The sequence below is a fragment of the Streptomyces sp. NPDC014623 genome, from assembly GCF_043088245.1.
Taxonomy (GTDB): domain Bacteria; phylum Actinomycetota; class Actinomycetes; order Streptomycetales; family Streptomycetaceae; genus Streptomyces.
Genome location: NZ_JBIBZU010000001.1, coordinates 430,966 through 451,864, shown reverse-complemented (window position 1 = coordinate 451,864; position 20,899 = coordinate 430,966). Strand labels below are relative to the sequence as shown.

At 69.8% G+C, this 20,899-nt stretch carries 20 protein-coding genes, 3 tRNA genes and 2 pseudogenes; 15 read left to right on the top strand and 10 right to left on the bottom strand.

Annotation, left to right across the window (positions count from 1 at the left end):
* Positions 1–25: 25 nt before the first annotated feature.
* The 7 genes from ACF1FZ_RS02175 to ACF1FZ_RS02145 all read right to left on the bottom strand — a co-directional run bounded on the left by ACF1FZ_RS02175 (position 26) and on the right by ACF1FZ_RS02145 (position 5,441).
* Positions 26–400, bottom strand: coding sequence for a transcriptional regulator (locus ACF1FZ_RS02175; protein ID WP_391771438.1), 375 nt, complete (start codon positions 398–400; stop codon positions 26–28).
* Positions 397–762 (bottom strand): hypothetical protein, encoded by a 366-nt coding sequence (locus ACF1FZ_RS02170; RefSeq protein WP_391771437.1) that lies wholly within the window; start codon positions 760–762, stop codon positions 397–399. The genes ACF1FZ_RS02175 and ACF1FZ_RS02170 overlap by 4 nt, the downstream gene beginning before the upstream one ends.
* Positions 763–882: 120 nt before the next feature.
* On the bottom strand, positions 883–1,218 hold the full coding sequence (locus ACF1FZ_RS02165; protein WP_391771436.1) for a hypothetical protein: 336 nt from the start codon (positions 1,216–1,218) through the stop codon (positions 883–885).
* 212 nt (positions 1,219–1,430) lie between these two features.
* Complete coding sequence (locus ACF1FZ_RS02160) at positions 1,431–2,627, bottom strand: MFS transporter (RefSeq protein WP_391771435.1); 1,197 nt, start codon at positions 2,625–2,627, stop codon at positions 1,431–1,433.
* Positions 2,628–2,789: 162 nt separating this feature from the next.
* Positions 2,790–3,446 carry a DedA family protein gene (locus tag ACF1FZ_RS02155; protein WP_391771434.1) on the bottom strand — a complete coding sequence of 219 codons (657 nt, stop codon included), beginning with the start codon at positions 3,444–3,446 and terminating at the stop codon, positions 2,790–2,792.
* Between the two features lie 83 nt (positions 3,447–3,529).
* Positions 3,530–4,186: an SDR family oxidoreductase gene (locus tag ACF1FZ_RS02150; RefSeq protein WP_391771433.1), complete on the bottom strand. Its 657-nt coding sequence runs from the start codon at positions 4,184–4,186 to the stop codon at positions 3,530–3,532.
* 40 nt (positions 4,187–4,226) lie between these two features.
* The gene (locus ACF1FZ_RS02145) at positions 4,227–5,441 is read right to left on the bottom strand and encodes an amidohydrolase family protein (RefSeq protein WP_391771432.1); all 1,215 of its coding nucleotides are present in this window, start codon (positions 5,439–5,441) and stop codon (positions 4,227–4,229) included.
* 319 nt (positions 5,442–5,760) lie between these two features.
* Here ACF1FZ_RS02145 and ACF1FZ_RS02140 point away from each other — a divergent pair.
* The 6 genes from ACF1FZ_RS02140 (at position 5,761) to ACF1FZ_RS02115 (ending at position 8,352) form a co-directional block, all read left to right on the top strand.
* Positions 5,761–5,833: transfer RNA gene (locus tag ACF1FZ_RS02140), tRNA-Thr, on the top strand.
* Positions 5,834–5,878: 45 nt separating this feature from the next.
* Positions 5,879–5,951 (top strand) — tRNA-Met (locus tag ACF1FZ_RS02135).
* An 88-nt stretch (positions 5,952–6,039) separates the two neighbouring features.
* The gene (gene rpmG, locus ACF1FZ_RS02130; protein ID WP_003956487.1) at positions 6,040–6,204 is read left to right on the top strand and encodes a 50S ribosomal protein L33; all 165 of its coding nucleotides are present in this window, start codon (positions 6,040–6,042) and stop codon (positions 6,202–6,204) included.
* 104 nt (positions 6,205–6,308) lie between these two features.
* Positions 6,309–6,761 (top strand): MaoC family dehydratase N-terminal domain-containing protein, encoded by a 453-nt coding sequence (locus tag ACF1FZ_RS02125; RefSeq protein ID WP_391771431.1) that lies wholly within the window; start codon positions 6,309–6,311, stop codon positions 6,759–6,761.
* A complete protein-coding gene (locus tag ACF1FZ_RS02120; protein WP_391771430.1) occupies positions 6,761–7,189 on the top strand; it encodes a MaoC family dehydratase in 429 nt (142 codons plus the stop codon). Before ACF1FZ_RS02125 ends, ACF1FZ_RS02120 begins: the two co-directional genes overlap by 1 nt.
* Positions 7,190–7,296: 107 nt before the next feature.
* Positions 7,297–8,352 carry a UDP-N-acetylmuramate dehydrogenase gene (locus ACF1FZ_RS02115; protein ID WP_391771429.1) on the top strand — a complete coding sequence of 352 codons (1,056 nt, stop codon included), beginning with the start codon at positions 7,297–7,299 and terminating at the stop codon, positions 8,350–8,352.
* Between the two features lie 41 nt (positions 8,353–8,393).
* Here ACF1FZ_RS02115 and ACF1FZ_RS02110 read toward each other — a convergent pair.
* Positions 8,394–9,031: pseudogene (locus tag ACF1FZ_RS02110) on the bottom strand (NAD(P)-dependent oxidoreductase).
* Positions 9,032–9,119: 88 nt separating this feature from the next.
* Here ACF1FZ_RS02110 and ACF1FZ_RS02105 point away from each other — a divergent pair.
* A pseudogene (locus ACF1FZ_RS02105) lies at positions 9,120–9,697 on the top strand (TetR/AcrR family transcriptional regulator); the annotation flags it as partial.
* Here the strand turns inward: ACF1FZ_RS02105 and ACF1FZ_RS02100 are convergent.
* The gene (locus ACF1FZ_RS02100; protein ID WP_391771428.1) at positions 9,693–10,706 is read right to left on the bottom strand and encodes an adenosine deaminase; all 1,014 of its coding nucleotides are present in this window, start codon (positions 10,704–10,706) and stop codon (positions 9,693–9,695) included. The pseudogene ACF1FZ_RS02105 and the gene ACF1FZ_RS02100 sit on opposite strands and share 5 nt — an antisense overlap.
* Positions 10,707–10,825: 119 nt before the next feature.
* Entirely contained in the window at positions 10,826–12,052 is a 1,227-nt protein-coding gene (locus ACF1FZ_RS02095; RefSeq protein WP_250287940.1) for a pyridoxal phosphate-dependent aminotransferase, read from the bottom strand.
* Between the two features lie 214 nt (positions 12,053–12,266).
* Between ACF1FZ_RS02095 and ACF1FZ_RS02090 the strand changes: the two genes are divergently transcribed.
* The 8 genes from ACF1FZ_RS02090 to rpoB all read left to right on the top strand — a co-directional run bounded on the left by ACF1FZ_RS02090 (position 12,267) and on the right by rpoB (position 20,883).
* Positions 12,267–12,339, top strand: a tRNA-Trp gene (locus tag ACF1FZ_RS02090).
* A 106-nt stretch (positions 12,340–12,445) separates the two neighbouring features.
* Positions 12,446–12,733: a preprotein translocase subunit SecE gene (gene secE / locus ACF1FZ_RS02085; protein WP_391771427.1), complete on the top strand. Its 288-nt coding sequence runs from the start codon at positions 12,446–12,448 to the stop codon at positions 12,731–12,733.
* Positions 12,734–12,807: 74 nt separating this feature from the next.
* On the top strand, positions 12,808–13,698 hold the full coding sequence (gene nusG / locus ACF1FZ_RS02080) for a transcription termination/antitermination protein NusG (RefSeq protein WP_391771426.1): 891 nt from the start codon (positions 12,808–12,810) through the stop codon (positions 13,696–13,698).
* A gap of 178 nt (positions 13,699–13,876) precedes the next feature.
* On the top strand, positions 13,877–14,311 hold the full coding sequence (rplK, locus tag ACF1FZ_RS02075; protein ID WP_391771425.1) for a 50S ribosomal protein L11: 435 nt from the start codon (positions 13,877–13,879) through the stop codon (positions 14,309–14,311).
* Between the two features lie 82 nt (positions 14,312–14,393).
* Positions 14,394–15,116: a 50S ribosomal protein L1 gene (gene rplA, locus ACF1FZ_RS02070; RefSeq protein ID WP_391771424.1), complete on the top strand. Its 723-nt coding sequence runs from the start codon at positions 14,394–14,396 to the stop codon at positions 15,114–15,116.
* 638 nt (positions 15,117–15,754) lie between these two features.
* A complete protein-coding gene (gene rplJ, locus ACF1FZ_RS02065) occupies positions 15,755–16,318 on the top strand; it encodes a 50S ribosomal protein L10 (protein ID WP_391771423.1) in 564 nt (187 codons plus the stop codon).
* Between the two features lie 85 nt (positions 16,319–16,403).
* Positions 16,404–16,787 carry a 50S ribosomal protein L7/L12 gene (gene rplL / locus ACF1FZ_RS02060; RefSeq protein WP_325747075.1) on the top strand — a complete coding sequence of 128 codons (384 nt, stop codon included), beginning with the start codon at positions 16,404–16,406 and terminating at the stop codon, positions 16,785–16,787.
* A 610-nt stretch (positions 16,788–17,397) separates the two neighbouring features.
* On the top strand, positions 17,398–20,883 hold the full coding sequence (gene rpoB, locus ACF1FZ_RS02055) for a DNA-directed RNA polymerase subunit beta (protein ID WP_391771422.1): 3,486 nt from the start codon (positions 17,398–17,400) through the stop codon (positions 20,881–20,883).
* Positions 20,884–20,899 lie beyond the last annotated feature (16 nt).

The following is a 20,899-nucleotide window of genomic DNA, read 5'->3' as shown; positions in this document are numbered from 1 at the left end:
TTTCCTCAACTTCCGGCAGTAACGTTCATTCGCCGTGCGGGGGCGAGGTCGGGCGAGGGGTCTCCAGGCGCATGACGAGCGCGCGCAGGGCGCGCAGTTCGGCGCCCAGTGCTTGTGCGCCTTCGCCGGTAAGGACGATCCACGTCCGGGGGCGCCTGCCGGCGTAGCCCTTCTCCAGGGTGATCGAACCTGACTCCTCCAGCACGCGCAGGTGCCGGGAGAGGTTTCCGTCCGTGACGGCCAGTTGCTTCTTCAGGAAGCCGAACTCGACTCGGTCCGCCTCGCGGGCGATGGTGAGAATGCCGAGCCGTACGCGTTGATGGACGGTGTCGTCCAGCGACTGGGTCGGATGGGGGCCTTCCTCGTCACCTCGCGCAGCGGTCGAGCCCCCGAAGGTCATGGGGCAGCCGTACCCGCAGCGGGGGTGGCACGGCGGCGGGCCGCCGCCCGTTCGGCCAGGCCGGCGACGAGCAGAACGGCGGCGAGCAGCAGCGCCTTGGCCTGCGGCCCGTCCGTCCAGCCGGGGTGGGCCGGGTGCTGCCAGGGGAGCCACCCACTGCCCCAGGAGGCGCCGAGGTAGCCGGTGAGCAGCAGGGCATGGGAGGCGCCGGCGACCGCGGCGATCCAGCTGCGCTCGACCAGGCCGAGCGCGATGAGTCCGATGCCGGCCAGGTACCACGGTGAGGCGTAGCTGTTCTCCAGTACCACGGCTTCCCACGGCTGGTTCCTGCCGAACAGCAGCGCTGTCAGGGCGGCCGTCATCGCCACGGTGGCTGTGGCGGTCGTACGGATCCACGCGCTTCGGCGGGGGACGAGGCCTCGGGACTCGCCGCGGAGGCGGTACCAGCGAGCGAAGACGAACCATGCCAGGGGGAGGAGCGCCTACCACACGCCCCATGCCGTGAAGCGCAGCACAGCTCCGTCGAACTCGCCCGCCGAGCAGGGAGTTCCTGGTTCATGGACGACGCACAGGCCGGTCAGTTCGGCATAGGCGAAGGCCGGGTAGGACGGGACGCTGCGGCCGTGAGCTCCGAAGTTGAAGGCGTACCGGGCGACAGGAGCGGCCAGCAGCGCGAGTAGGCCCAGGCCGAGAAGGGATACCCACGAACCGCTCATCTGCGCGCGGGTCCTGGCCCGCAGACTCTCGGCCGACGCCGGCAGGCCGGCCGCGTGGGCCGTCGGCCCGCTTTCCGCGTCGTCCGGTGACGGTGTCCCCATGACCTCCCCCGTGTGGCCGCATTTCGGCAACGCGGGGAGGCAGCCGAGCGGCTGGGCACTCCCCGGCCGTCACTTTGCATTCCAAAGCGGTTGGTGGTGAAGAGTATTCGGCTGAACTGCTTCGTCCAGGCAGGGCCTCTGTCCGCCGGCGGTCGCACGAGAGCGACCGGACGGCCGTGTCGGACGGGTCGGACAGGCCGCAGCAGGCCGGGTCACCCCCCGCTCCCGGCCGGGCGTCGCAGGAGGTAGACGCCGGCGGACGTGACCAGGACGGCCATGCACGCGATGAAGGCCAGTCCCGCACCCTGGAGGCCGATGGGGCCCGAGAGGACGCCCACGCCGATCACCGGCAGGGAGATACCCGCGTACGCCACCACGAACAGCGTCGAGATCACCGCAGCCCGCCGGTCCGCGGGCGAAGCCGCGGCCACCTGGGACAGGGCGGCCCGGAAAGCCAGCCCCTGGCCCGCGCCGCCCAGGAGCGCGCTCAGCACGACCAGGGGCAGCAACTGCCACCACAGCGCTGCCGCGAGCAACGCCAGTCCGCCGAAGAGGCCGGCGCACCCCAGAGGCAGCGACCGCCGCACACCGATCCCGCCGACCGCCGACTGGCCGGCGACCGAGGCGAAGAAGGCCAGCGCGACGATCAGCCCGCTCACGGCGTGGTTGTCCACGCCCAGGAACTGCGCGAGGAACGCGGGACTGACCGAGGTGAAGACCCCGAACAGCGCGAACCCCACGAAGGAGGCGAGCGCCGCGGGCCTGAACACCGCCCGGACCCCGGGCGGCAGCCCGGGGCGCTGTGGGCGGACGGTGTCCAGGGGCCGCCGCTCGCCCACGGTCTCCTCCAGGCGGGACAGGACGGCCGCCGAGACCGCCAGCAGCACCAGGTGCACGGCGAACGGCAGGTACAGCGGCCGAGGGGCGTACTGCGCGAGGATCCCGGCGAGCAGCGGCCCGCAGCCCAGGCCGCCCATGTTGGCCGCCGTCGCCACGAACGAGGCCCTGGGCAAGCCCTTCCCGGGCGCCAGCTCCATGACGTACGCGGTGGCCGCCCCGGTGAACAGCCCGGCGGACAGCCCCGACAACAGGCGCCCCGCGAAGAGCCAGCCCGGAGCGGTGGCGCACAGGAAGCAGACGGCGCTCGCCGCCGCGCAGCCCAGGCCCCACAGCAGCACAGGGCGTCTGCCCACCGCGTCGGAGGCGTTTCCCGCCAGCAGGAGCACCCCGAGGACCCCGAACGCGTACACGGCGTACACGACGGTCACCGTCAGCTCGGAGAAGCCGAACTTGCCCTGGTAGAGGCCGTAGAGGGGGGTCGGCAGGGTGGTCCCCGCCATGCTCACGGCGAACACCGCCCCGCCGAGGTAGCAGGGGAGCCAGCCTCGGCGGTCAAGGACACCGTCCATGCGCCCGACGCTATCCCGCGGATGTCCCGGCAGGCCGGAACGCCTCGCGCGGGTGCCGGAACACCTCGCGCGGCAGGTCCCGGGAGGCCCGGGCGCCCGCCCGCCGCGACGCGGCCACGGTGCGACGCCGTTGTCCGGATGTGCGGGAGGGGAGGAGGGGCGTCAACTGCGGCCGTGCCGGGCCCGCTTGGCTCCGCGCAGCCGCCTGGCCACGTATACCGCGACGGCCACGACCACCAGGGCCAGCACCACCTTGGAGGCGAGACCGACATAGGTCTCCACCGCCTCCCACTGGTCCCCCAGCCAGTAACCGGCCATCACCAGGACCGAGTTCCAGATCAGGCTGCCGAGGGCGGTCAGCGTGACGAAGACGTGCAGCGGCATGCGCTCCACACCGGCGGGGACGGAGATGAGGCTGCGGAAGATCGGCACCATGCGGCCGAAGAAGACCGCCTTGGTGCCGTGCTTCGCGAACCACTCCTCGGTGCGCTCCAGATCGGAGGACTTCACCAGCGGCAGCTTCGCCCATATGGAGTGCATGCGGTCACGGCCCACGCACGCGCCGATCCAGTAGAGAGCCAGCGCTCCCACGACCGAGCCGAGCGTGGTCCAGAAGAGCGCCGAGGCCAGGCTGAGAACTCCCTGACCGGCGGCGAAACCGGTCAGCGGCAGGATCACCTCGCTCGGCAGCGGCGGGAAGAGGTTCTCCAGCGCGATGGCCAGACCGGCTCCGGGGCCGCCCATGGTCTCGACGAGACCGGCGGCCCACCCCGCGATGCCACCGGGTTCCTGCTGCTGAGCCGTGTACATGAGGTGCATATGGGTCTCCAGGTCGGCGGGTCGTCACCTCGGGGCGTGTACCCCCGATCACCCTCCACGTGAGAAACCCGCCGGGCCCGCCCTCAGTTCCCCGCGACGTCCTTGACCGCGACCGCCACGGGCCTGCTCCCGCTGATCAGCTCGAGCGTCAGGCCCGCAGTGGCCGGGGTGTCCAGCAGTTCCAGCAGGACCGCCGCCACGTCGTCGCGGGGGACCGGGCCGCGACCCGTCGAGGCGGCGAGCAGCACCTGGCCGGTTCCTGCGTCGTTCGTGAGCATGCCGGGGCGCAGGATCGTCCAGTCCAGGCCGCTCCTGGAACGCACGTACGCGTCCGCCTCGCCCTTGGCCCGCTGGTAGACGTCGAAGACCTCGTCACCGGGGTGACCGGGATCGGCGCCCATGGAGGACACCACCACGTGGCGCCGTACGCCCGCCCGCTCCGCCGCGTCCGCGAAGAGCACGGCCGCCCCGCGGTCCACCGTGTCCTTGCGTGCCGAGCCGCTGTTCGGGCCCGCGCCGGCCGCGAAGACCGCCGCGTCCGCCCCTCGCAGGACCTCCGCCGCCTCCTCGACCGATGCCGACTCGAGGTCGAGGACGACGGGCTCGGCGCCTGCCGCCCTCAGGTCCTCGCTCTGCTGCGGGTCGCGGATGACGCCCACCGCTTCGTCACCGCGCGCGGCGAGCAGCCGCTCGAGCCGCAGCGCGATCTGACCATGTCCACCTGCAATGACAATGCGCATGCCTCCGACCGTACGCCGTAGGACGTGCTCGTGCTCGTGCTCAAGGCTCGCCCCCGGGGCCGGAACCGGTGCGTCCCTGGCGGGGGAGACCGGCGGCGGCCCCGGAACCGAGGTATTCGCGCACGGCGCTCGTCCGCGCCACCACGCGTCCGCGGTGCACCACGATCCTGCTGTACGCGAGGGAGAGCGTCCCGGCCAGGCCGTCCCCGCGCACGGCGAGCAATTCGGCGGGACAGCCGGCCTCGACGCGCACTTCGGGCAGTCCCAGGGCCGTTCTGGCGGCACCGGAGACGGCTTCGTAGGCCTCCTCGGGGGAGAGGCCCTCCTGTGAGGCCAGCAGGTAGGCCGCCTCCAGGGGATCGCCGCGGCCGACCGGGTTGGAGCTGTCGCGCAGGGCTCCGCCGCCCGCCGCCACCCGCACCCCGGCGGCACGCAACAGCCGCACGGGCGGGGCGCCGCGGAGCCGCGCGCCGGAGCAGCCGCCCTGGGGGAGGCAGATCACGGTCACGCCGGCGGCGGCGAGCCGGTCGGCGGTGCGGGCCGCCTCGTCGGCGGAAAGCCGCGAGAGGCCCGCGCACGGACCGATACGGACGCCTGGCCGGAACCCGCCGGCCATGGCGGCCAGCCGGGCGATGCGGGCGGGGTCGTCACCGTCCGTGTGCAGGTCGACGGGCCGGCCGCGGGAGGCGGCGAGGTCCAGGACCGCCTCGGCGCAGCCGGCCGGGTCGGGGTCGAGGTCGGGACAACCGCCGATCACGTCCGCGCCCATGTCCACGGCGTCACAGAGTGCGGCGAGGTGCCCGGCGCCCGCGACGCCGGTGAGGAGCCGCGGCACGGCGACGGCGGTCAGGTCGGTGAGGCCACGCAGGGAACGCCGGGCGGCCAGGACGCCTTCCAGGGAGCCGAGCCCCTGCACGTCGCCGATCCGTACGTGCGCGCGCAGCGCGGTGGCCCCGTGACCGAGCTGAAGCAGTGCGGCCTCGGTGGCGCGGTGCCGGACGTCCTCGAGCCGGTGGGACGGTGGGCCCTCCGTGGTGCCGGTGAGCGCCGTGTCCGCGTGGGCGTGGGGCTCGGCGGGGGCGGGCAGCAGGAGGTAGCCCCGGAGGTCCAGACGGCCCACCCGGGGGGCGAGGCTGCTTGCCGCCCCGACCGCCTCGATACGCGGGCCGTCGAGCAGCACGTCGACGGGCCGTCCGTCCGCGAGCCGCGCCCCGCCGAGGAGGAGCGCGGAGGCGTCGACGGGGCTTTCCGGCATCGAGAAGCTCCTGGAGGGAGTGCGGGACCGCGCAGAGTGCGCCGAGCCTAGGCGGAGGCCCGGCCCGCTCCGCGGAGGAACGGACCAGTCATACGAATGCGGCCTTGTGAGACAGACGGGGGAGGGGCGTGACGGGGCCCGGGAGGGGGCCTGCGGGGGCCGCCCGGGAAGGGGTCCGCGGAGGCGGCGTACGCGCTGATCAAGGGCCTGGTCAGCGGCCCGGCCGCAGGGGGCGTCGGGGCGCGGGAGGGGGTCCGGGACGGACGGCGGAAACGGATTTGGGCGATCGGCGAGAGACCGTGTAATGTCTTCCTCGCTCGCCCCAATAGCTCAGTCGGTAGAGCGTCTCCATGGTAAGGAGAAGGTCTGCGGTTCGATTCCGCATTGGGGCTCTGGTGATCGGGAAACCCCGCTTCGGCGGGGAAGCCCGGCATCAAAGCGGTGTAGCTCAGTCGGTAGAGCAAGCGGCTCATAATCGCTGTGTCACCGGTTCAAGTCCGGTCACCGCTACTAACGGTAGCCGATTGTGGGGTCGGTCCTTCGATCGGCTACTCTTTTATGCGTTCATCCGTCCATCGTCCGTCCAAGGAGCACTCACGTGGCTGCCACCGACGTCCGCCCGAAGATCACGCTGGCCTGCGTGGAGTGCAAGGAGCGGAACTACATCACCAAGAAGAACCGGCGTAACAACCCGGACCGTCTTGAGATGAAGAAGCACTGCCCGCGCTGCAACTCGCACACCGCGCACCGCGAAACGCGCTGAAAACAGGCTCGTACACGAGGCCGCCCCCTTTGGGGGCGGCCTCGTGTCGTTGTATGGGGGCTGTCCCTCGCCCTATTCGACTTTTCACCAGGAGGTACGGGGCCATGGCGCTCGACCAGTCCTTCGTGGGGCGGACCTATCCGCCCACCCCGGCGTACGAGGTCGGCCGGGAGAAGATCCGGGAGTTCGCGGAGGCGGTGGGTGACACCAACGCCGCGTACGTCGATCCGGAAGCCGCCAAGGCTCTGGGGCACCCGGATGTGATCGCCCCGCCGACGTTCGTCTTCTCGATCACCTTCAGGGCGGCGGGCCAGGTGGTCGCGGACCCGCAGCTGGGCCTGGACTACAGCCGTGTGGTGCACGGCGACCAGAAGTTCGCCTACACCCGCCCCGTACGGGCGGGTGACCGTCTGGCGGTCACCTCGACCATCGAGGGTGTCAAGTCGATGGCGGGCAACGAGATCGTGGACATCCGGGGCGAGGTGCACGACGAGTCCGGTGAGCACGTCGTGACCGCGTGGACGAAGCTGGTGGCGCGTGCCGCCGAGGAGGCGTGATGACGGCGAGCATCGCTTACGGGGCTGTCGAGGTCGGTACGGAACTGCCGGCGCAGTCGTTCCCGGTGACGCGGGCGACGCTGGTGCAGTACGCGGGCGCCTCCGGGGACTTCAACCCGATCCACTGGAACGAGAGGTTCGCACGCGAGGTCGGCCTGCCGGACGTGATCGCGCACGGCATGTTCACCATGGCCGAGGCGGTCCGGGTGGTGACGGACTGGGCCGGCGACCCGGGTGCGGTCGTCGAGTACGGCGTGCGGTTCACCAAGCCGGTCGTCGTGCCGGACGACGGGACCGGGGCGCTGATCGAGGTCAGCGGCAAGGTGGCCGCCAAACTGGACGACAACCTCGTACGGGTCGACCTGACGGCGATGAGCGACGGCAAGAAGGTGCTGGGCATGTCCCGCGCAGTCGTCCGCCTCGCCTGACGGCGGCCGCCGCTGTGCACCGAAGGGCGCCCTCCTCCGGGAGGGCGCCCTTCGCGCGCTCCGTGGCCCGGCCCGGGCGGCACGGCCACGGACCGTACTCTTGTCCCGTGCAGGAACTCCACGACGCCCCCCTCGCCCCCCTGACCACCTTCCGGCTCGGCGGCCCCGCCGACCGCCTGCTGACGGCCACCACCGACGCGGAGGTGATCGCCGCCGTGCGCGAGGCCGACGACAGCGGAACCCCGCTCCTGGTCATCGGCGGTGGCTCCAACCTGGTCATCGGCGACAAGGGCTTCGACGGAACGGCCCTGCGCATCGCGACCAAGGGCTTCGAGCTGTCCGGTACGGCGCTCGAACTCGCCGCCGGTGAACTCTGGAGCGATGCCGTGGCCCGTACGGTCGAGGCAGGACTGGCCGGGATCGAGTGCCTGGCCGGAATCCCCGGGTCCGCCGGGGCGACGCCGATCCAGAACGTCGGCGCCTACGGGCAGGAGGTGTCCTCGGTCATCACCGAGGTCGTCGCCTACGACCGGCACACCCGGGAGACGGTCACCCTCCCGAACGAAGCCTGTGCGTTCTCGTACCGCCACAGCCGCTTCAAGTCCGGACCCGACCGCTTCGTCGTGCTCCGCGTCCGGTTCGGACTGGAGGACGCCGGTGGGCTGTCCGCGCCCCTCCGCTACCCCGAGACAGCCAGGGCCATGGGTGTCGAGCAGGGTGACCGCGTCCCCCTCGCCTCGGCCCGTGAAACCGTCCTCCGGCTGAGGGCGGGCAAGGGAATGGTGCTCGACCCTGAGGACCACGACACCTGGTCGGCCGGGTCCTTCTTCACCAACCCGATCCTCGATCAGGCGCAGCACGCGGCCTTCCTCGTCCGCGCCGGCGAGCGCCTGGGCGCGGACGTCACGCCCCCGGCCTTCCCCGCGGGCGACGGCCGGGTGAAGACCTCGGCCGCCTGGCTCATCGACAAGGCGGGCTTCACCAAGGGGTACGGCACCGGCCCCGCGCGCATCTCCTCGAAGCACACGCTCGCCCTCACCAACCGGGGCGGCGCGACCACCGAAGACCTGCTGGCCCTGGCCCGCGAGGTCGTCACCGGGGTCCACGATGCCTTCGGGGTCACGCTCGTCAACGAGCCGGTGATGGTCGGCGTCAGCCTGTAGCCCGCCGCTGTCCGCCGGTGTGCTTCCCGGCGGCCGCCCGCTCAGCAGGCGACCCCCACACCCTGTCTCACCGTGGCCGGGTCATCGGCCAGCGCCGGCATCGCGTGCGCCGCATCGGCCCGCGCGCGAGGGTCCGGCCGCTGCGTGGGGTGCCGCCGACGACCGTCCGGTACGACCCCGTCAGCGGGCCGCCCGTCAGCTTCGGCGGCCGCACCGACGCCCAGTCCGCCGCACCGGCGGCCAGCGCGGCCTCCATGCGCGTCAGATCCGCGTACACCTCGCCGAGGAGGGCGCCGATCACCCTGCTGGACCACACGGTCCGGCAGGGGACCGTCCGCAGGCTGCGGTCCGACCGGCGCCGCGCTCACGACCAGCCGCCGCCGGACCCCCTCCGCCTCCATCGCCTCCAGCACCCGCCCGGTGAGCCGCTCGGTGACGTCACCGGCCTTCCGGCCCCGGCCCCCAGCCCCGGGAGCACGGCGTCCCGGCCGGCGACCGCCGCGCGCACCGCGGCCGCGTCGCCCAGCGGGACGACCGCGTGCAGGGGGGCGCCCCGGAGCCCGTCCGGGAGCCGGGCGGGATCGCGGACCACCGCCGTCACCCCGTGTCCTGCCTCCTGCGCCTGCCGCACGATCCCCTGGCCGACACCCCCGGTCGCTCCGAACACGGTGAGCCTCATCGCGCACGCCCCTCCCGGTGGGTGAGTGTTCACTCACTCACCGGGCGAGTGGACGCTCACTCCTTCGTCAAGCCTTGTCGGAGCATCCATGGACCAGAAGCCGGCCCGTGTCCGCATCGTCGACGCGGCCCATGAGCTCACGCTCGGGACCGGCCTCGCGCGGACCACGGCGAAGGAGATCGGCAGGGCTGCCGGCTGTTCGGAGGCGGCGCTGTACAAGTACTTCACGAGCAAGGAAGAGATCTTCGTGACCGTGCTCGGCGGACGCATGCCGAGACTCGGCCCGCTCCTGAGCGGCCTGGAGGCGGGCGAGGGGGCCCTGGAGCAGAACCTCACCGAGACCGCCCGCCAGGCCGTGCTCTTCTACCAGCAGTCCTTCCCGGTGCTCGCCTCGCTCTACGCCGAGCCGCGGCTCAAGCGCCGTCACGAAGGGGCGAGGCGGGAGATGGGCACGGGCCCCACAAGCCCGTCCAGGACCTCGACGCCTACCTGCGCGCCGGACAGCTGGCCGGCCGCGTCGGCCCCCGGGCCGACACCTACGCGGCCGCCTCACCGCTGCTGGGCGCCTGTGCCCAGCGCGCCTTCGCCTACGAGACGGGCGGGCCCCCGCAGGCCCTGGACGACTCCGCCGCGCCCCTCGCACGCACCGTGCTGAGAGGCATCAGCCAGCCAGCCACGCGTCGATCCCGTCCAGCAGCTTCTCCCGGACCTCCACGGGCGCCAAGGATCCCCGCACGGACTGCCGGGCCAACTCGGCCAGTTCCTCATCGGTGAACGCGTGATGACGGCGTACGAGGTCGTACTGCGCCGCCAGGCGGGAACCGAAGAGCAGCGGATCGTCCGCACCGAGCGCCATCGGCACCCCCGCGTCGAACAGAGTGCGCAGAGGTATGTCCGCGGGCTTCTCGTAGACGCCGAGAGCCACGTTGGACGCCGGGCACACCTCGCAGGTCACCCCCCGCTCGGCGAGCTCGCGCAGCAGCCGCGGGTCCTCCGCCGCCCGCACGCCGTGCCCGATCCGGGCCGCGCCGAGGTCGTCCAGGCAGTCCCGGACGCTGGAAGGGCCCGAGAGCTCGCCACCGTGCGGAGCGGCGATCAGACCGCCCTCGCGGGCGATGGCGAAGGCGCGGTCGAAGTCGCGCGCCATCCCTCGCCGCTCGTCGTTGGAGAGACCGAAACCGATGACTCCCCGGTCCGCGTACCGCACGGCGAGCCGGGCCAGAGTCCGGGCGTCCAGCGGGTGCTTCATCCGGTTCGCCGCGATCACCACCCGGATCCCCAGCCCGGTCTCACGGGCCGCCCGGTCCACGGCGTCCAGGATGATCTCGATCGCCGGGATCAGCCCGCCGAGCAACGGGGCGTACGAGGTCGGGTCGACCTGGATCTCCAGCCATCCGGAGCCGTCCGCGACGTCCTCCATGGCGGTCTCGCGCACGAGCCGCTGGATGTCCTCCGGCGAGCGGAGACAGGACCGGGCGATGTCGTAGAGGCGCTGGAAGCGGAACCAGCCGCGCTCGTCCGTGGCCCGCAGCTGGGGCGGCTCGCCGCCGGTCAGGGCCTCGGGCAGACGGACCCCGTACTTGTCCGCCAGTTCGAGCAGGGTCGTGGGCCGCATCGACCCGGTGAAGTGCAGGTGCAGATGGGCCTTGGGCAATCGCCGTACGTCACGCTCCATTGAAGGATCTTGCCGCACACGAGGGGCGCTGCGGTAGCCGGATCCCCTTGTGAGTTACCCCTCGAACAAAAAGTGGCCCCCGGCCGGAGCCGGGGGCCATCTCCTCGTGAGGGGCGGGGTCAGTCGCGGGCCTCGCCCAGCAGCTTCTGGAGCCGGGACACACCCTCGACGAGGTCGTCGTCGCCCAGTGCGTAGGACAGCCGCAGATACCCCGGGGTGCCGAACGCCTCACCGGGCACCACGGCGACCTCGGCCTCGTCCAGGATGAGGGCCGCGAGCTCGACGGAGTCCGCCGGGCGCTTGCCGCGGATCTCCTTGCCCAGAAGCCCCTTCACCGACGGGTACACGTAGAACGCGCCCTCGGGCTCGGGGCAGAGCACGCCGTTGATCTCGTTGAGCATGTGCACGATCGTCTTACGACGGCGGTCGAAGGCGCTCCGCATCTCGGCGACCGCGTCCAGCGGGCCGGAGACGGCGGCCAGTGCGGCGACCTGCGCGACGTTGCTGACGTTGGAGGTGGCGTGCGACTGCAGGTTGGTCGCCGCCTTGACCACGTCCTTGGGGCCGATGATCCAGCCCACCCGCCAGCCGGTCATGGCGTACGTCTTGGCCACGCCGTTGACCACGATGCACTTGTCGCGGAGCGCGGGCACGACCGCCGGGAGGGAGGCGGCCGCCGCGTCGCCGTAGACCAGGTGCTCGTAGATCTCGTCGGTCATGACCCACAGGCCGTGCTCGACGGCCCAGTTGCCGACGGCCTCGGTCTCGGCCTCGCTGTAGACGGCACCGGTCGGGTTGGACGGGGAGACGAAGAGGACGACCTTGGTGCGCTCGGTGCGGGCCGCCTCCAGCTGCTCGACGGAGACGCGGTAACCGGTGGTCTCGTCCGCGACCACCTCGACCGGCACACCGCCGGCGAGACGGATGGACTCGGGGTAGGTGGTCCAGTACGGGGCGGGGACGATGACCTCGTCGCCCGGGTCGAGGATCGCGGCGAAGGCCTCGTAGATGGCCTGCTTGCCGCCGTTGGTCACCAGGATCTGGGAGGCGTCGACCTCGTAGCCGGAGTCGCGCAGCGTCTTCTCCGCGATGGCGGCCTTGAGCTCGGGGAGCCCGCCGGCCGGGGTGTAGCGGTGGTACTTCGGGTTGCGGCAGGCCTCGACGGCGGCGTCGACGATGTAGCCGGGGGTCGGGAAGTCCGGCTCACCGGCGCCGAAGCCGATCACCGGGCGCCCGGCGGCCTTGAGGGCCTTGGCCTTGGCGTCGACGGCGAGGGTGGCGGACTCGGAGATCGCACCGATGCGGGCCGAAACCCGGCGCTCGGACGGAGAAGTTGCAGCGCTCATGGCCCCCATGCTCCCAGACCGGAAATGCCCGAGGCACAGGGGTTTCAGGGACCGGACAGGACGCGGACAGCATCCGGACAGGACCGGTCGGCCGTTGTCTGTTCGACGCGGCGCCCCTGAGCACGTACACTCACCTGTCGTTGGCCTTCATCAGCCACACCGTTTTCCCGACCGGCTCGCCGGGGAGGATGCGGTAGGTTGGTGGAAACCACAAAGGGTCGTAGCTCAATTGGTAGAGCACTGGTCTCCAAAACCAGCGGTTGGGGGTTCAAGTCCCTCCGGCCCTGCTACACACTCCTTCGCCAGGATGTGTGCGCATGTACGTACTTCAATGCACCGCCGTGCGGCTCCACCGGGCGCGGCACGGCCACGACCCGGAATCAGGTGAGTAGCGTGACGGACGCCGTGGGCTCCATCGACATGCCTGATGCCGAGGACGAAACCCCCGAGTCGCAGAAGAAGACCCGGAAGGGTGGCAAGCGCGGCAAGAAGGGCCCTCTGGGCCGTCTCGCGCTGTTCTACCGCCAGATCGTCGCCGAGCTCCGCAAGGTCGTATGGCCCACGCGCAGCCAGCTGTCCACCTACACGGCCGTGGTGATCGTGTTCGTGGTCGTCATGATCGGTCTCGTCACCGTGATTGACTTCGGATTTGCGCGGATCGTCAAGTACGTCTTCGGCTGATCCCCGCGGAGGGCGCCTCATCGGCGCCCCTTTCGCATGTTCCACCCATTTGTATCCAGGAAGAAGCAGCCATCGTGTCTGACCCGAACCTGAACGACGACGCCGAGCCCACGGCGAGCGCCGTCGAGTCCGCCGAGGACGAGCTCGACATCGTCGAGGCGGCGGATGCCGTGGCCCCGGACCAGGTCGACGCTGCTGACGCCGCCGCGGGAGAGCCCGCCGAGCAGGACGCCGTGCGTGCCGGGTCCGACGAGGACGAAGAGGCCGCCGAGTCCGACGAGGACGAATCCGAAGAGGCCGAAGAGGCCGCGGACGAGTCCTCCGAGGAGACCGAGCCGGCCGCCCCCGTCGACGCCGTGGCCGCCCTTCGCGACGAGCTGCGCGGACTTCCCGGCGAGTGGTACGTCATCCATACGTACGCCGGTTACGAGAAGCGCGTGAAGGCCAACCTGGAGCAGCGCGCCGTCTCGCTCAACGTCGAGGACTTCATCTACCAGGCCGAGGTGCCCGAGGAAGAGATCGTCCAGATCAAGAACGGTGAGCGGAAGAACGTCCGTCAGAACAAGCTCCCGGGCTACGTCCTGGTGCGCATGGACCTGACGAACGAGTCCTGGGGTGTTGTCCGCAACACGCCCGGCGTCACCGGTTTCGTCGGCAACGCCTACGACCCGTACCCGCTGACCCTGGACGAGATCGTCAAGATGCTCGCCCCCGAGGCCGAGGAGAAGGCGGCCCGCGAGGCTGCCGAGGCCGAGGGCAAGCCGGCTCCGGCCCGCAAGGTCGAGGTCCAGGTCCTGGACTTCGAGGTGGGCGACTCGGTCACCGTCACCGACGGCCCGTTCGCGACCCTGCAGGCGACGATCAACGAGATCAACGCCGACTCGAAGAAGGTCAAGGGACTCGTCGAGATCTTCGGACGCGAGACCCCGGTCGAGCTCAGCTTCGACCAGATCCAGAAGAACTGACCGGTTCTCCGCCAGTCTTCGGACACATGCCTACCGAGCAGGTCAGACGGGCTTCGCAGCCCGTCTGACCTGCTCGGTTTTTGGTCGCGCAACCATACCCGTTATCGTTGTGCGGTATGCCTCCATCCGGATGACCGGAACGGCGGCGAAACACTCTCACTAGGACCCGGAGAGAGCAATGCCTCCCAAGAAGAAGAAGGTCACGGGGCTTATCAAGCTCCAGATCAACGCCGGTGCGGCCAACCCGGCGCCGCCGGTCGGTCCCGCACTGGGCCAGCACGGCGTCAACATCATGGAGTTCTGCAAGGCCTACAACGCCGCGACCGAGTCGCAGCGTGGCATGGTCGTGCCGGTGGAGATCACGGTCTACGAGGACCGCTCCTTCACCTTCGTCACGAAGACTCCGCCGGCCGCCAAGCTGATCCTCAAGGCCGCGGGCGTGAACAAGGGCTCCGGCGAGCCGCACAAGACCAAGGTCGCCAAGATCACGGCCGACCAGGTCCGCGAGATCGCCACGACCAAGCTCCCCGACCTGAACGCCAATGACCTCGACTCCGCGTCGAAGATCATCACCGGCACCGCCCGTTCCATGGGCATCACGGTCGAAGGCTGAATCAGCCCCGTAGGCCTTCAGTGGTAGGACCAAGCGCTGGTCCGTACCACGACTCCACACTCTGAACACCACAGGAGTAGATGTGAAGCGCAGCAAGACCCTCCGCGCTGCGGACGCGAAGATCGACCGGGAGCGTACGTACGCCCCGCTCGAGGCCGTCCGTCTCGCCAAGGACACCGCCGCCACCAAGTTCGACGGCACCGTCGAGGTCGCGTTCCGCCTGGGCGTCGACCCTCGCAAGGCCGACCAGATGGTCCGTGGCACCGTGAACCTCCCGCACGGCACCGGCAAGACCGCCCGGGTCCTGGTCTTCGCGACCGGTGACCGTGCTGCGGCCGCGGAAGCCGCGGGCGCCGACATCGTCGGCGCCGACGAGCTCATCGACGAGGTGGCGAAGGGCCGTCTGGACTTCGACGCCGTCGTCGCCACGCCGGACCTCATGGGCAAGGTCGGCCGTCTGGGCCGCGTGCTCGGTCCGCGTGGTCTGATGCCGAACCCGAAGACCGGCACCGTCACCCCCGATGTCGTCAAGGCTGTCAACGACATCAAGGGCGGAAAGATCGAGTTCCGCGTCGACAAGCACTCGAACCTGCACTTCATCATCGGAAAGACCTCTTTCGATGACACGAAGCTGGTCGAGAACTACGGCGCGGCCCTGGAGGAGATCCTCCGTCTGAAGCCGTCCGCCGCGAAGGGCCGCTTCATCAAGAAGGCGACCATGAGCACGACGATGGGCCCCGGCATCCCGCTGGACGCCAACCGCGTGCGCAACCTCCTCGTCGAGGAGGACCCGGCCGCCGTCTGAGCCCCCGTGCTCACCCGGTAGCCGCGTCACGGCATGGGACGGGCCCCGCAGCCTCCTCGGAGGCTGCGGGGCCCGTCCGCGTAGTCCTCGCGGGGTGCGGGCCCGGGGACGCGTCCGCGGACCGTCCGGCACATGGGCGGCCGGTGCCCAGGGCCCGGGCACGCACTCCCCGGGCCCTGAGGACCGGAAGAACCCCCGTCCGCGTGGTGGCCGGTCTCCGAGCCCCCGGCTTCGCCCGGGCAGGGGAGGTCCCGGACGCTCCGCGTCGTTCCGGTCCTTGACCGCGCGGCCGTACGCGACCGGTCCCGCTCCTTCCTCCGCCCGTCATGCGACGGACGGCCTCAGCCGCTCGGGAGGCTCTTAAACCTCTCGGACCGGTCGAACCGGGACGGATTTGCTCCGCACGGCCCCGGTCACGTAAGCTCCACAAGAAGCCAAAGACCGCTGGTCGTTGCCGCACTCTCGTCAGAGGGGACGGCGACCGAAGGATCCGTCGAGAACGGGCGACCTGCGCAGGTGACTGTGGAAAGCTCCCGGATTTATCCGGTAGAGCTACGCCCTGGCGCCTGCGCCGGGGCGTTTCGTCTTTCCCGGCCCCTTCTGAGCGGTCCTCATCACCCGGAAGGAGGCCGACGCTCATGGCAAGGCCCGACAAGGCTGCCGCGGTGGCCGAGCTGACGGACCAGTTCCGTAGCTCGAGCGCCGCCGTGCTGACCGAGTACCGGGGTCTCACCGTGGCACAGCTCAGGCAGCTGCGCCGTTCGCTCGGTGAGAACGCCCAGTACGCCGTGGTGAAGAACACGCTGACCAAGATTGCGGCCAACGAGGCCGGGATCGACACGCTGGACGACCTGTTCTCGGGTCCGACGGCGGTTGCCTTCGTCACCGGTGACCCGGTGGAGTCGGCGAAGGGTCTTCGTGACTTCGCCAAGGAGAACCCGAGCCTCATCATCAAGGGCGGTGTCCTTGATGGTAAGGCCGTTACCGCCGATGAGTTCAAGAAGCTCGCGGACCTCGAGTCCCGCGAGGTTCTGCTCGCCAAGCTGGCCGGCGCCATGAAGGGCAAGCAGACGCAGACTGCGCAGCTCTTCCAGGCTCTGCCCTCGAAGTTCGTCCGCACCGCGGAAGCGCTTCGTGCCAAGAAGGCCGAGCAGGGCGGTGCCGGTACCCCGGCTCCCGCCGATGCCGAGGCGGCGGAGTAACACTCCGCTCCACGGCTCGCAGCGGGCCCGTACGCCCGCCTACATATACATCCGGCACCTGCCGAATTAGTGGAAGGACGCCATCATGGCGAAGCTCAGCCAGGAAGACCTGCTCGCCCAGTTCGAGGAGCTCACCCTCATCGAGCTCTCCGAGTTCGTCAAGGCCTTCGAGGAGAAGTTCGACGTCACCGCCGCCGCCGCGGTCGCCGTCGCCGGCCCCGCCGGCCCGGGCGCCCCTGCCGAGGCCGAGGCCGAGCAGGACGAGTTCGACGTCATCCTCACGGCTGCCGGCGACAAGAAGATCCAGGTCATCAAGGTCGTGCGTGAGCTGACCTCGCTGGGTCTGAAGGAGGCCAAGGACCTCGTCGACGGCGCCCCGAAGCCCGTCCTCGAGAAGGTCGCCAAGGAGGCCGCCGACAAGGCTGCCGAGTCCCTCAAGACCGCCGGCGCTTCCGTCGAGGTCAAGTGACCCTGCGAGTCCTCTGACTCCGTAAGGCAGTCCCTGCCGCGAGGCGGGGGCGTCACATCGCGAAGGGCGATCACCCATCCGGGTGGTCGCCCTTCGGCGTGCCCCTGGAGGCTGCCTTGATCTTCCGCGTGCGACGAGTAGGGTGATCTTCGCCGTGCTTTTCTCCGGGTCGTCGTGAGGCGTCAACCGGCGTCCTCCGGGCGCAGGTGAAGATCGTCGGACGCCCGGTGAGGCTCTCGGGGCCTTGACGAACCGCACGCGGCGCGCAATTCTCAGGACGCGTCGTCATCTCGATCCGCTTCCGAGGCATGGATCGAGAGCGAAGAGGGCAGTAAAGAAGGGCGCACACCGCGCGAGGGCTATTCATAGGTGTTGAGAACAGCTGTTGAGAGCAACGTGGGTCTCTGAGAACCGCGACTGGACATCAGTGTGGCGTTTGGCTACACTGACCCTTTGCGCTGCCTGTTAGCTGCCTCCTGCCCGTCACCAGGGGCATGCCCACGCCTGGCACCGACGACCGGACCTTCCCTGATCCAGGGATTCCCGTCTCTGTGCAGGGCTTGGGGCCGGTACGCGCGTAGTGAGTCCGAGCCCTCGGAAGGACCCCCTCTTGGCCGCCTCGCGCAACGCCTCGACCTCGAATACGAACAACGGTGCCAGCACCGCCCCGCTGCGCATCTCTTTTGCAAAGATCAAGGAGCCCCTCGAGGTTCCGAACCTCCTCGCGCTGCAGACCGAGAGCTTTGACTGGCTCCTCGGTAACGCCGCCTGGAAGGCTCGCGTCGAGGCTGCTCTGGACAGCGGACAAGACGTCCCCACCAAGTCCGGCCTGGAGGAGATCTTCGAGGAGATCTCCCCGATCGAGGACTTCTCCGGGTCGATGTCGCTCACCTTCCGCGACCACCGCTTCGAGCCCTCGAAGAACTCGATCGACGAGTGCAAGGAGCGCGACTTCACGTTCGCCGCGCCGCTCTTCGTCACGGCCGAGTTCACCAACAACGAGACCGGCGAGATCAAGTCCCAGACGGTCTTCATGGGCGATTTCCCGCTCATGACCAACAAGGGCACCTTCGTCATCAACGGCACCGAGCGTGTCGTCGTGTCGCAGCTCGTGCGCTCGCCGGGTGTCTACTTCGACTCCTCCATCGACAAGACGTCCGACAAGGACATCTTCTCCGCCAAGATCATCCCTTCCCGGGGTGCCTGGCTGGAGATGGAGATCGACAAGCGCGACATGGTCGGTGTCCGCATCGACCGCAAGCGCAAGCAGTCGGTCACCGTCCTCCTGAAGGCTCTCGGCTGGACCACCGAGCAGATCCTCGAGGAGTTCGGCGAGTACGAGTCGATGCGCGCCACCCTGGAGAAGGACCACACCCAGGGCCAGGACGACGCTCTGCTCGACATCTACCGCAAGCTGCGTCCGGGCGAGCCGCCCACGCGTGAGGCCGCTCAGACGCTGCTCGAGAACCTCTACTTCAACCCGAAGCGCTACGACCTCGCGAAGGTCGGCCGCTACAAGGTGAACAAGAAGCTCGGCGCCGACGAGCCGCTCGACGCCGGTGTCCTCACCAGCGACGACATCATCGCCACCATCAAGTACCTGGTGAAGCTGCACGCCGGTGAGACCGAGACGGTCGGCGAGTCCGGCCGTTCGATCATGGTCGAGACGGACGACATCGACCACTTCGGCAACCGTCGTATCCGTAACGTCGGTGAGCTGATCCAGAACCAGGTCCGTACGGGTCTCGCCCGTATGGAGCGCGTCGTGCGTGAGCGCATGACGACCCAGGACGTCGAGGCGATCACGCCGCAGACCCTGATCAACATCCGGCCGGTCGTCGCCTCCATCAAGGAGTTCTTCGGCACCAGCCAGCTGTCCCAGTTCATGGACCAGAACAACCCGCTGTCGGGCCTGACGCACAAGCGTCGTCTCAACGCCCTCGGCCCGGGTGGTCTCTCCCGTGAGCGGGCCGGCTTCGAGGTCCGTGACGTCCACCCGTCGCACTACGGCCGCATGTGCCCGATCGAGACGCCCGAAGGCCCGAACATCGGTCTGATCGGCTCACTGGCCTCGTACGGGCGCATCAACCCGTTCGGCTTCATCGAGACGCCGTACCGCAAGGTCGTCGACGGTGTCGTCACCGACGACGTCGACTACCTGACGGCCGACGAAGAGGACCGCTTCGTAATCGCCCAGGCGAACGCGACGCTCTCCGAGGACATGCGCTTCACCGAGGCCCGCGTCCTGGTCCGCCGTCGTGGCGGCGAGATCGACTACATCCCCGGTGACGACGTCGACTACATGGACGTCTCGCCGCGCCAGATGGTGTCGGTCGCCACCGCGATGATCCCGTTCCTCGAGCACGACGACGCCAACCGTGCCCTCATGGGCGCGAACATGATGCGTCAGGCCGTCCCGCTCATCAAGAGCGAGGCGCCGCTGGTCGGCACGGGCATGGAGTACCGCTGTGCCACCGACGCCGGTGACGTCCTCAAGGCGGAGAAGTCGGGTGTGGTCCAGGAGGTCTCCGCGGACTACATCACCGTGACGAACGACGACGGCACGTACACCACGTACCGCATCGCCAAGTTCTCGCGCTCCAACCAGGGCACCTCGGTCAACCAGAAGGTCGTCGTCTCCGAGGGCGACCGCGTGATCGAGAGCCAGGTCCTCGCCGACGGGCCGGCCACCGAGAACGGTGAGATGGCGCTCGGCAAGAACCTGCTCGTGGCGTTCATGCCGTGGGAGGGTCACAACTACGAGGACGCGATCATCCTGTCGCAGCGTCTCGTGCAGGACGACGTCCTCTCCTCGATCCACATCGAGGAGCACGAGGTCGACGCCCGTGACACCAAGCTCGGCCCGGAGGAGATCACCCGGGACATCCCGAACGTCTCCGAGGAGGTCCTCGCCGACCTCGACGAGCGCGGCATCATCCGTATCGGTGCCGAGGTCGTCGCCGGCGACATCCTCGTCGGCAAGGTCACGCCCAAGGGCGAGACCGAGCTGACCCCGGAGGAGCGCCTGCTCCGCGCGATCTTCGGTGAGAAGGCGCGCGAGGTGCGCGACACCTCGCTGAAGGTCCCGCACGGCGAGATCGGCAAGGTCATCGGCGTCCGCGTCTTCGACCGTGAAGAGGGCGACGAGCTGCCGCCGGGCGTGAACCAGCTGGTCCGCGTCTACGTCGCGCAGAAGCGCAAGATCACCGACGGTGACAAGCTCGCCGGCCGTCACGGCAACAAGGGCGTCATCTCCAAGATCCTCCCGATCGAGGACATGCCGTTCCTGGAGGACGGCACCCCGGTCGACATCATCCTCAACCCGCTGGGTGTCCCGTCCCGAATGAACCCGGGACAGGTCCTGGAGATCCACCTCGGCTGGCTCGCCAGCCGCGGCTGGGACGTCTCCGGCCTCGGTGACGAGTGGGCCCAGCGCCTGCAGGCCATCGGCGCCGACCAGGTCGCCCCCGGCACCAACGTCGCCACGCCCGTCTTCGACGGTGCGCGCGAGGACGAGATCACCGGCCTCTTCAAGGCCACGATCCCGAACCGCGACGGCGACCGCCTGGTCCAGCCCTCCGGCAAGGCCCAGCTGTACGACGGCCGCTCCGGCGAGCCGTTCCCGGACCCGGTCTCGGTCGGGTACATGTACATCCTCAAGCTGCACCACCTGGTCGACGACAAGCTCCACGCGCGCTCGACCGGCCCGTACTCCATGATCACGCAGCAGCCGCTGGGTGGTAAGGCGCAGTTCGGTGGGCAGCGATTCGGTGAGATGGAGGTGTGGGCCCTTGAGGCTTACGGCGCCGCATACGCCCTCCAGGAACTGCTGACGATCAAGTCCGACGACGTCACCGGCCGCGTGAAGGTCTACGAGGCGATCGTCAAGGGCGAGAACATCCCCGAGCCGGGCATTCCCGAGTCCTTCAAGGTGCTCATCAAGGAAATGCAGTCGCTCTGCCTCAACGTGGAGGTGCTGTCCTCGGACGGCATGTCCATCGAGATGCGCGACACGGACGAGGACGTCTTCCGCGCGGCGGAGGAGCTCGGTATCGACCTGTCCCGGCGAGAGCCGAGCAGCGTCGAAGAGGTCTGACGGGTTGTCCGGCCGG

What these genes read in the sequence shown, in the direction of transcription:
- ACF1FZ_RS02175 (WP_391771438.1), bottom strand. Translation starts at nt 400, where the DNA reads ATGACCTTCGGGGGCTCGACCGCTGCGCGAGGTGACGAGGAAGGCCCC.
- ACF1FZ_RS02170 (WP_391771437.1), bottom strand. Translation starts at nt 762, where the DNA reads ATGACGGCCGCCCTGACAGCGCTGCTGTTCGGCAGGAACCAGCCGTGG.
- ACF1FZ_RS02165 (WP_391771436.1), bottom strand. Translation starts at nt 1,218, where the DNA reads ATGGGGACACCGTCACCGGACGACGCGGAAAGCGGGCCGACGGCCCAC.
- ACF1FZ_RS02160 (WP_391771435.1), bottom strand. Translation starts at nt 2,627, where the DNA reads ATGGACGGTGTCCTTGACCGCCGAGGCTGGCTCCCCTGCTACCTCGGC.
- ACF1FZ_RS02155 (WP_391771434.1), bottom strand. Translation starts at nt 3,446, where the DNA reads ATGCACCTCATGTACACGGCTCAGCAGCAGGAACCCGGTGGCATCGCG.
- ACF1FZ_RS02150 (WP_391771433.1), bottom strand. Translation starts at nt 4,186, where the DNA reads ATGCGCATTGTCATTGCAGGTGGACATGGTCAGATCGCGCTGCGGCTC.
- ACF1FZ_RS02145 (WP_391771432.1), bottom strand. Translation starts at nt 5,441, where the DNA reads ATGCCGGAAAGCCCCGTCGACGCCTCCGCGCTCCTCCTCGGCGGGGCG.
- ACF1FZ_RS02125 (WP_391771431.1), top strand. Translation starts at nt 6,309, where the DNA reads ATGGCGCTCGACCAGTCCTTCGTGGGGCGGACCTATCCGCCCACCCCG.
- ACF1FZ_RS02120 (WP_391771430.1), top strand. Translation starts at nt 6,761, where the DNA reads ATGACGGCGAGCATCGCTTACGGGGCTGTCGAGGTCGGTACGGAACTG.
- ACF1FZ_RS02100 (WP_391771428.1), bottom strand. Translation starts at nt 10,706, where the DNA reads ATGGAGCGTGACGTACGGCGATTGCCCAAGGCCCATCTGCACCTGCAC.
- ACF1FZ_RS02095 (WP_250287940.1), bottom strand. Translation starts at nt 12,052, where the DNA reads ATGAGCGCTGCAACTTCTCCGTCCGAGCGCCGGGTTTCGGCCCGCATC.
- rplK (WP_391771425.1), top strand. Translation starts at nt 13,877, where the DNA reads ATGCCTCCCAAGAAGAAGAAGGTCACGGGGCTTATCAAGCTCCAGATC.
- rplJ (WP_391771423.1), top strand. Translation starts at nt 15,755, where the DNA reads ATGGCAAGGCCCGACAAGGCTGCCGCGGTGGCCGAGCTGACGGACCAG.
- rplL (WP_325747075.1), top strand. Translation starts at nt 16,404, where the DNA reads ATGGCGAAGCTCAGCCAGGAAGACCTGCTCGCCCAGTTCGAGGAGCTC.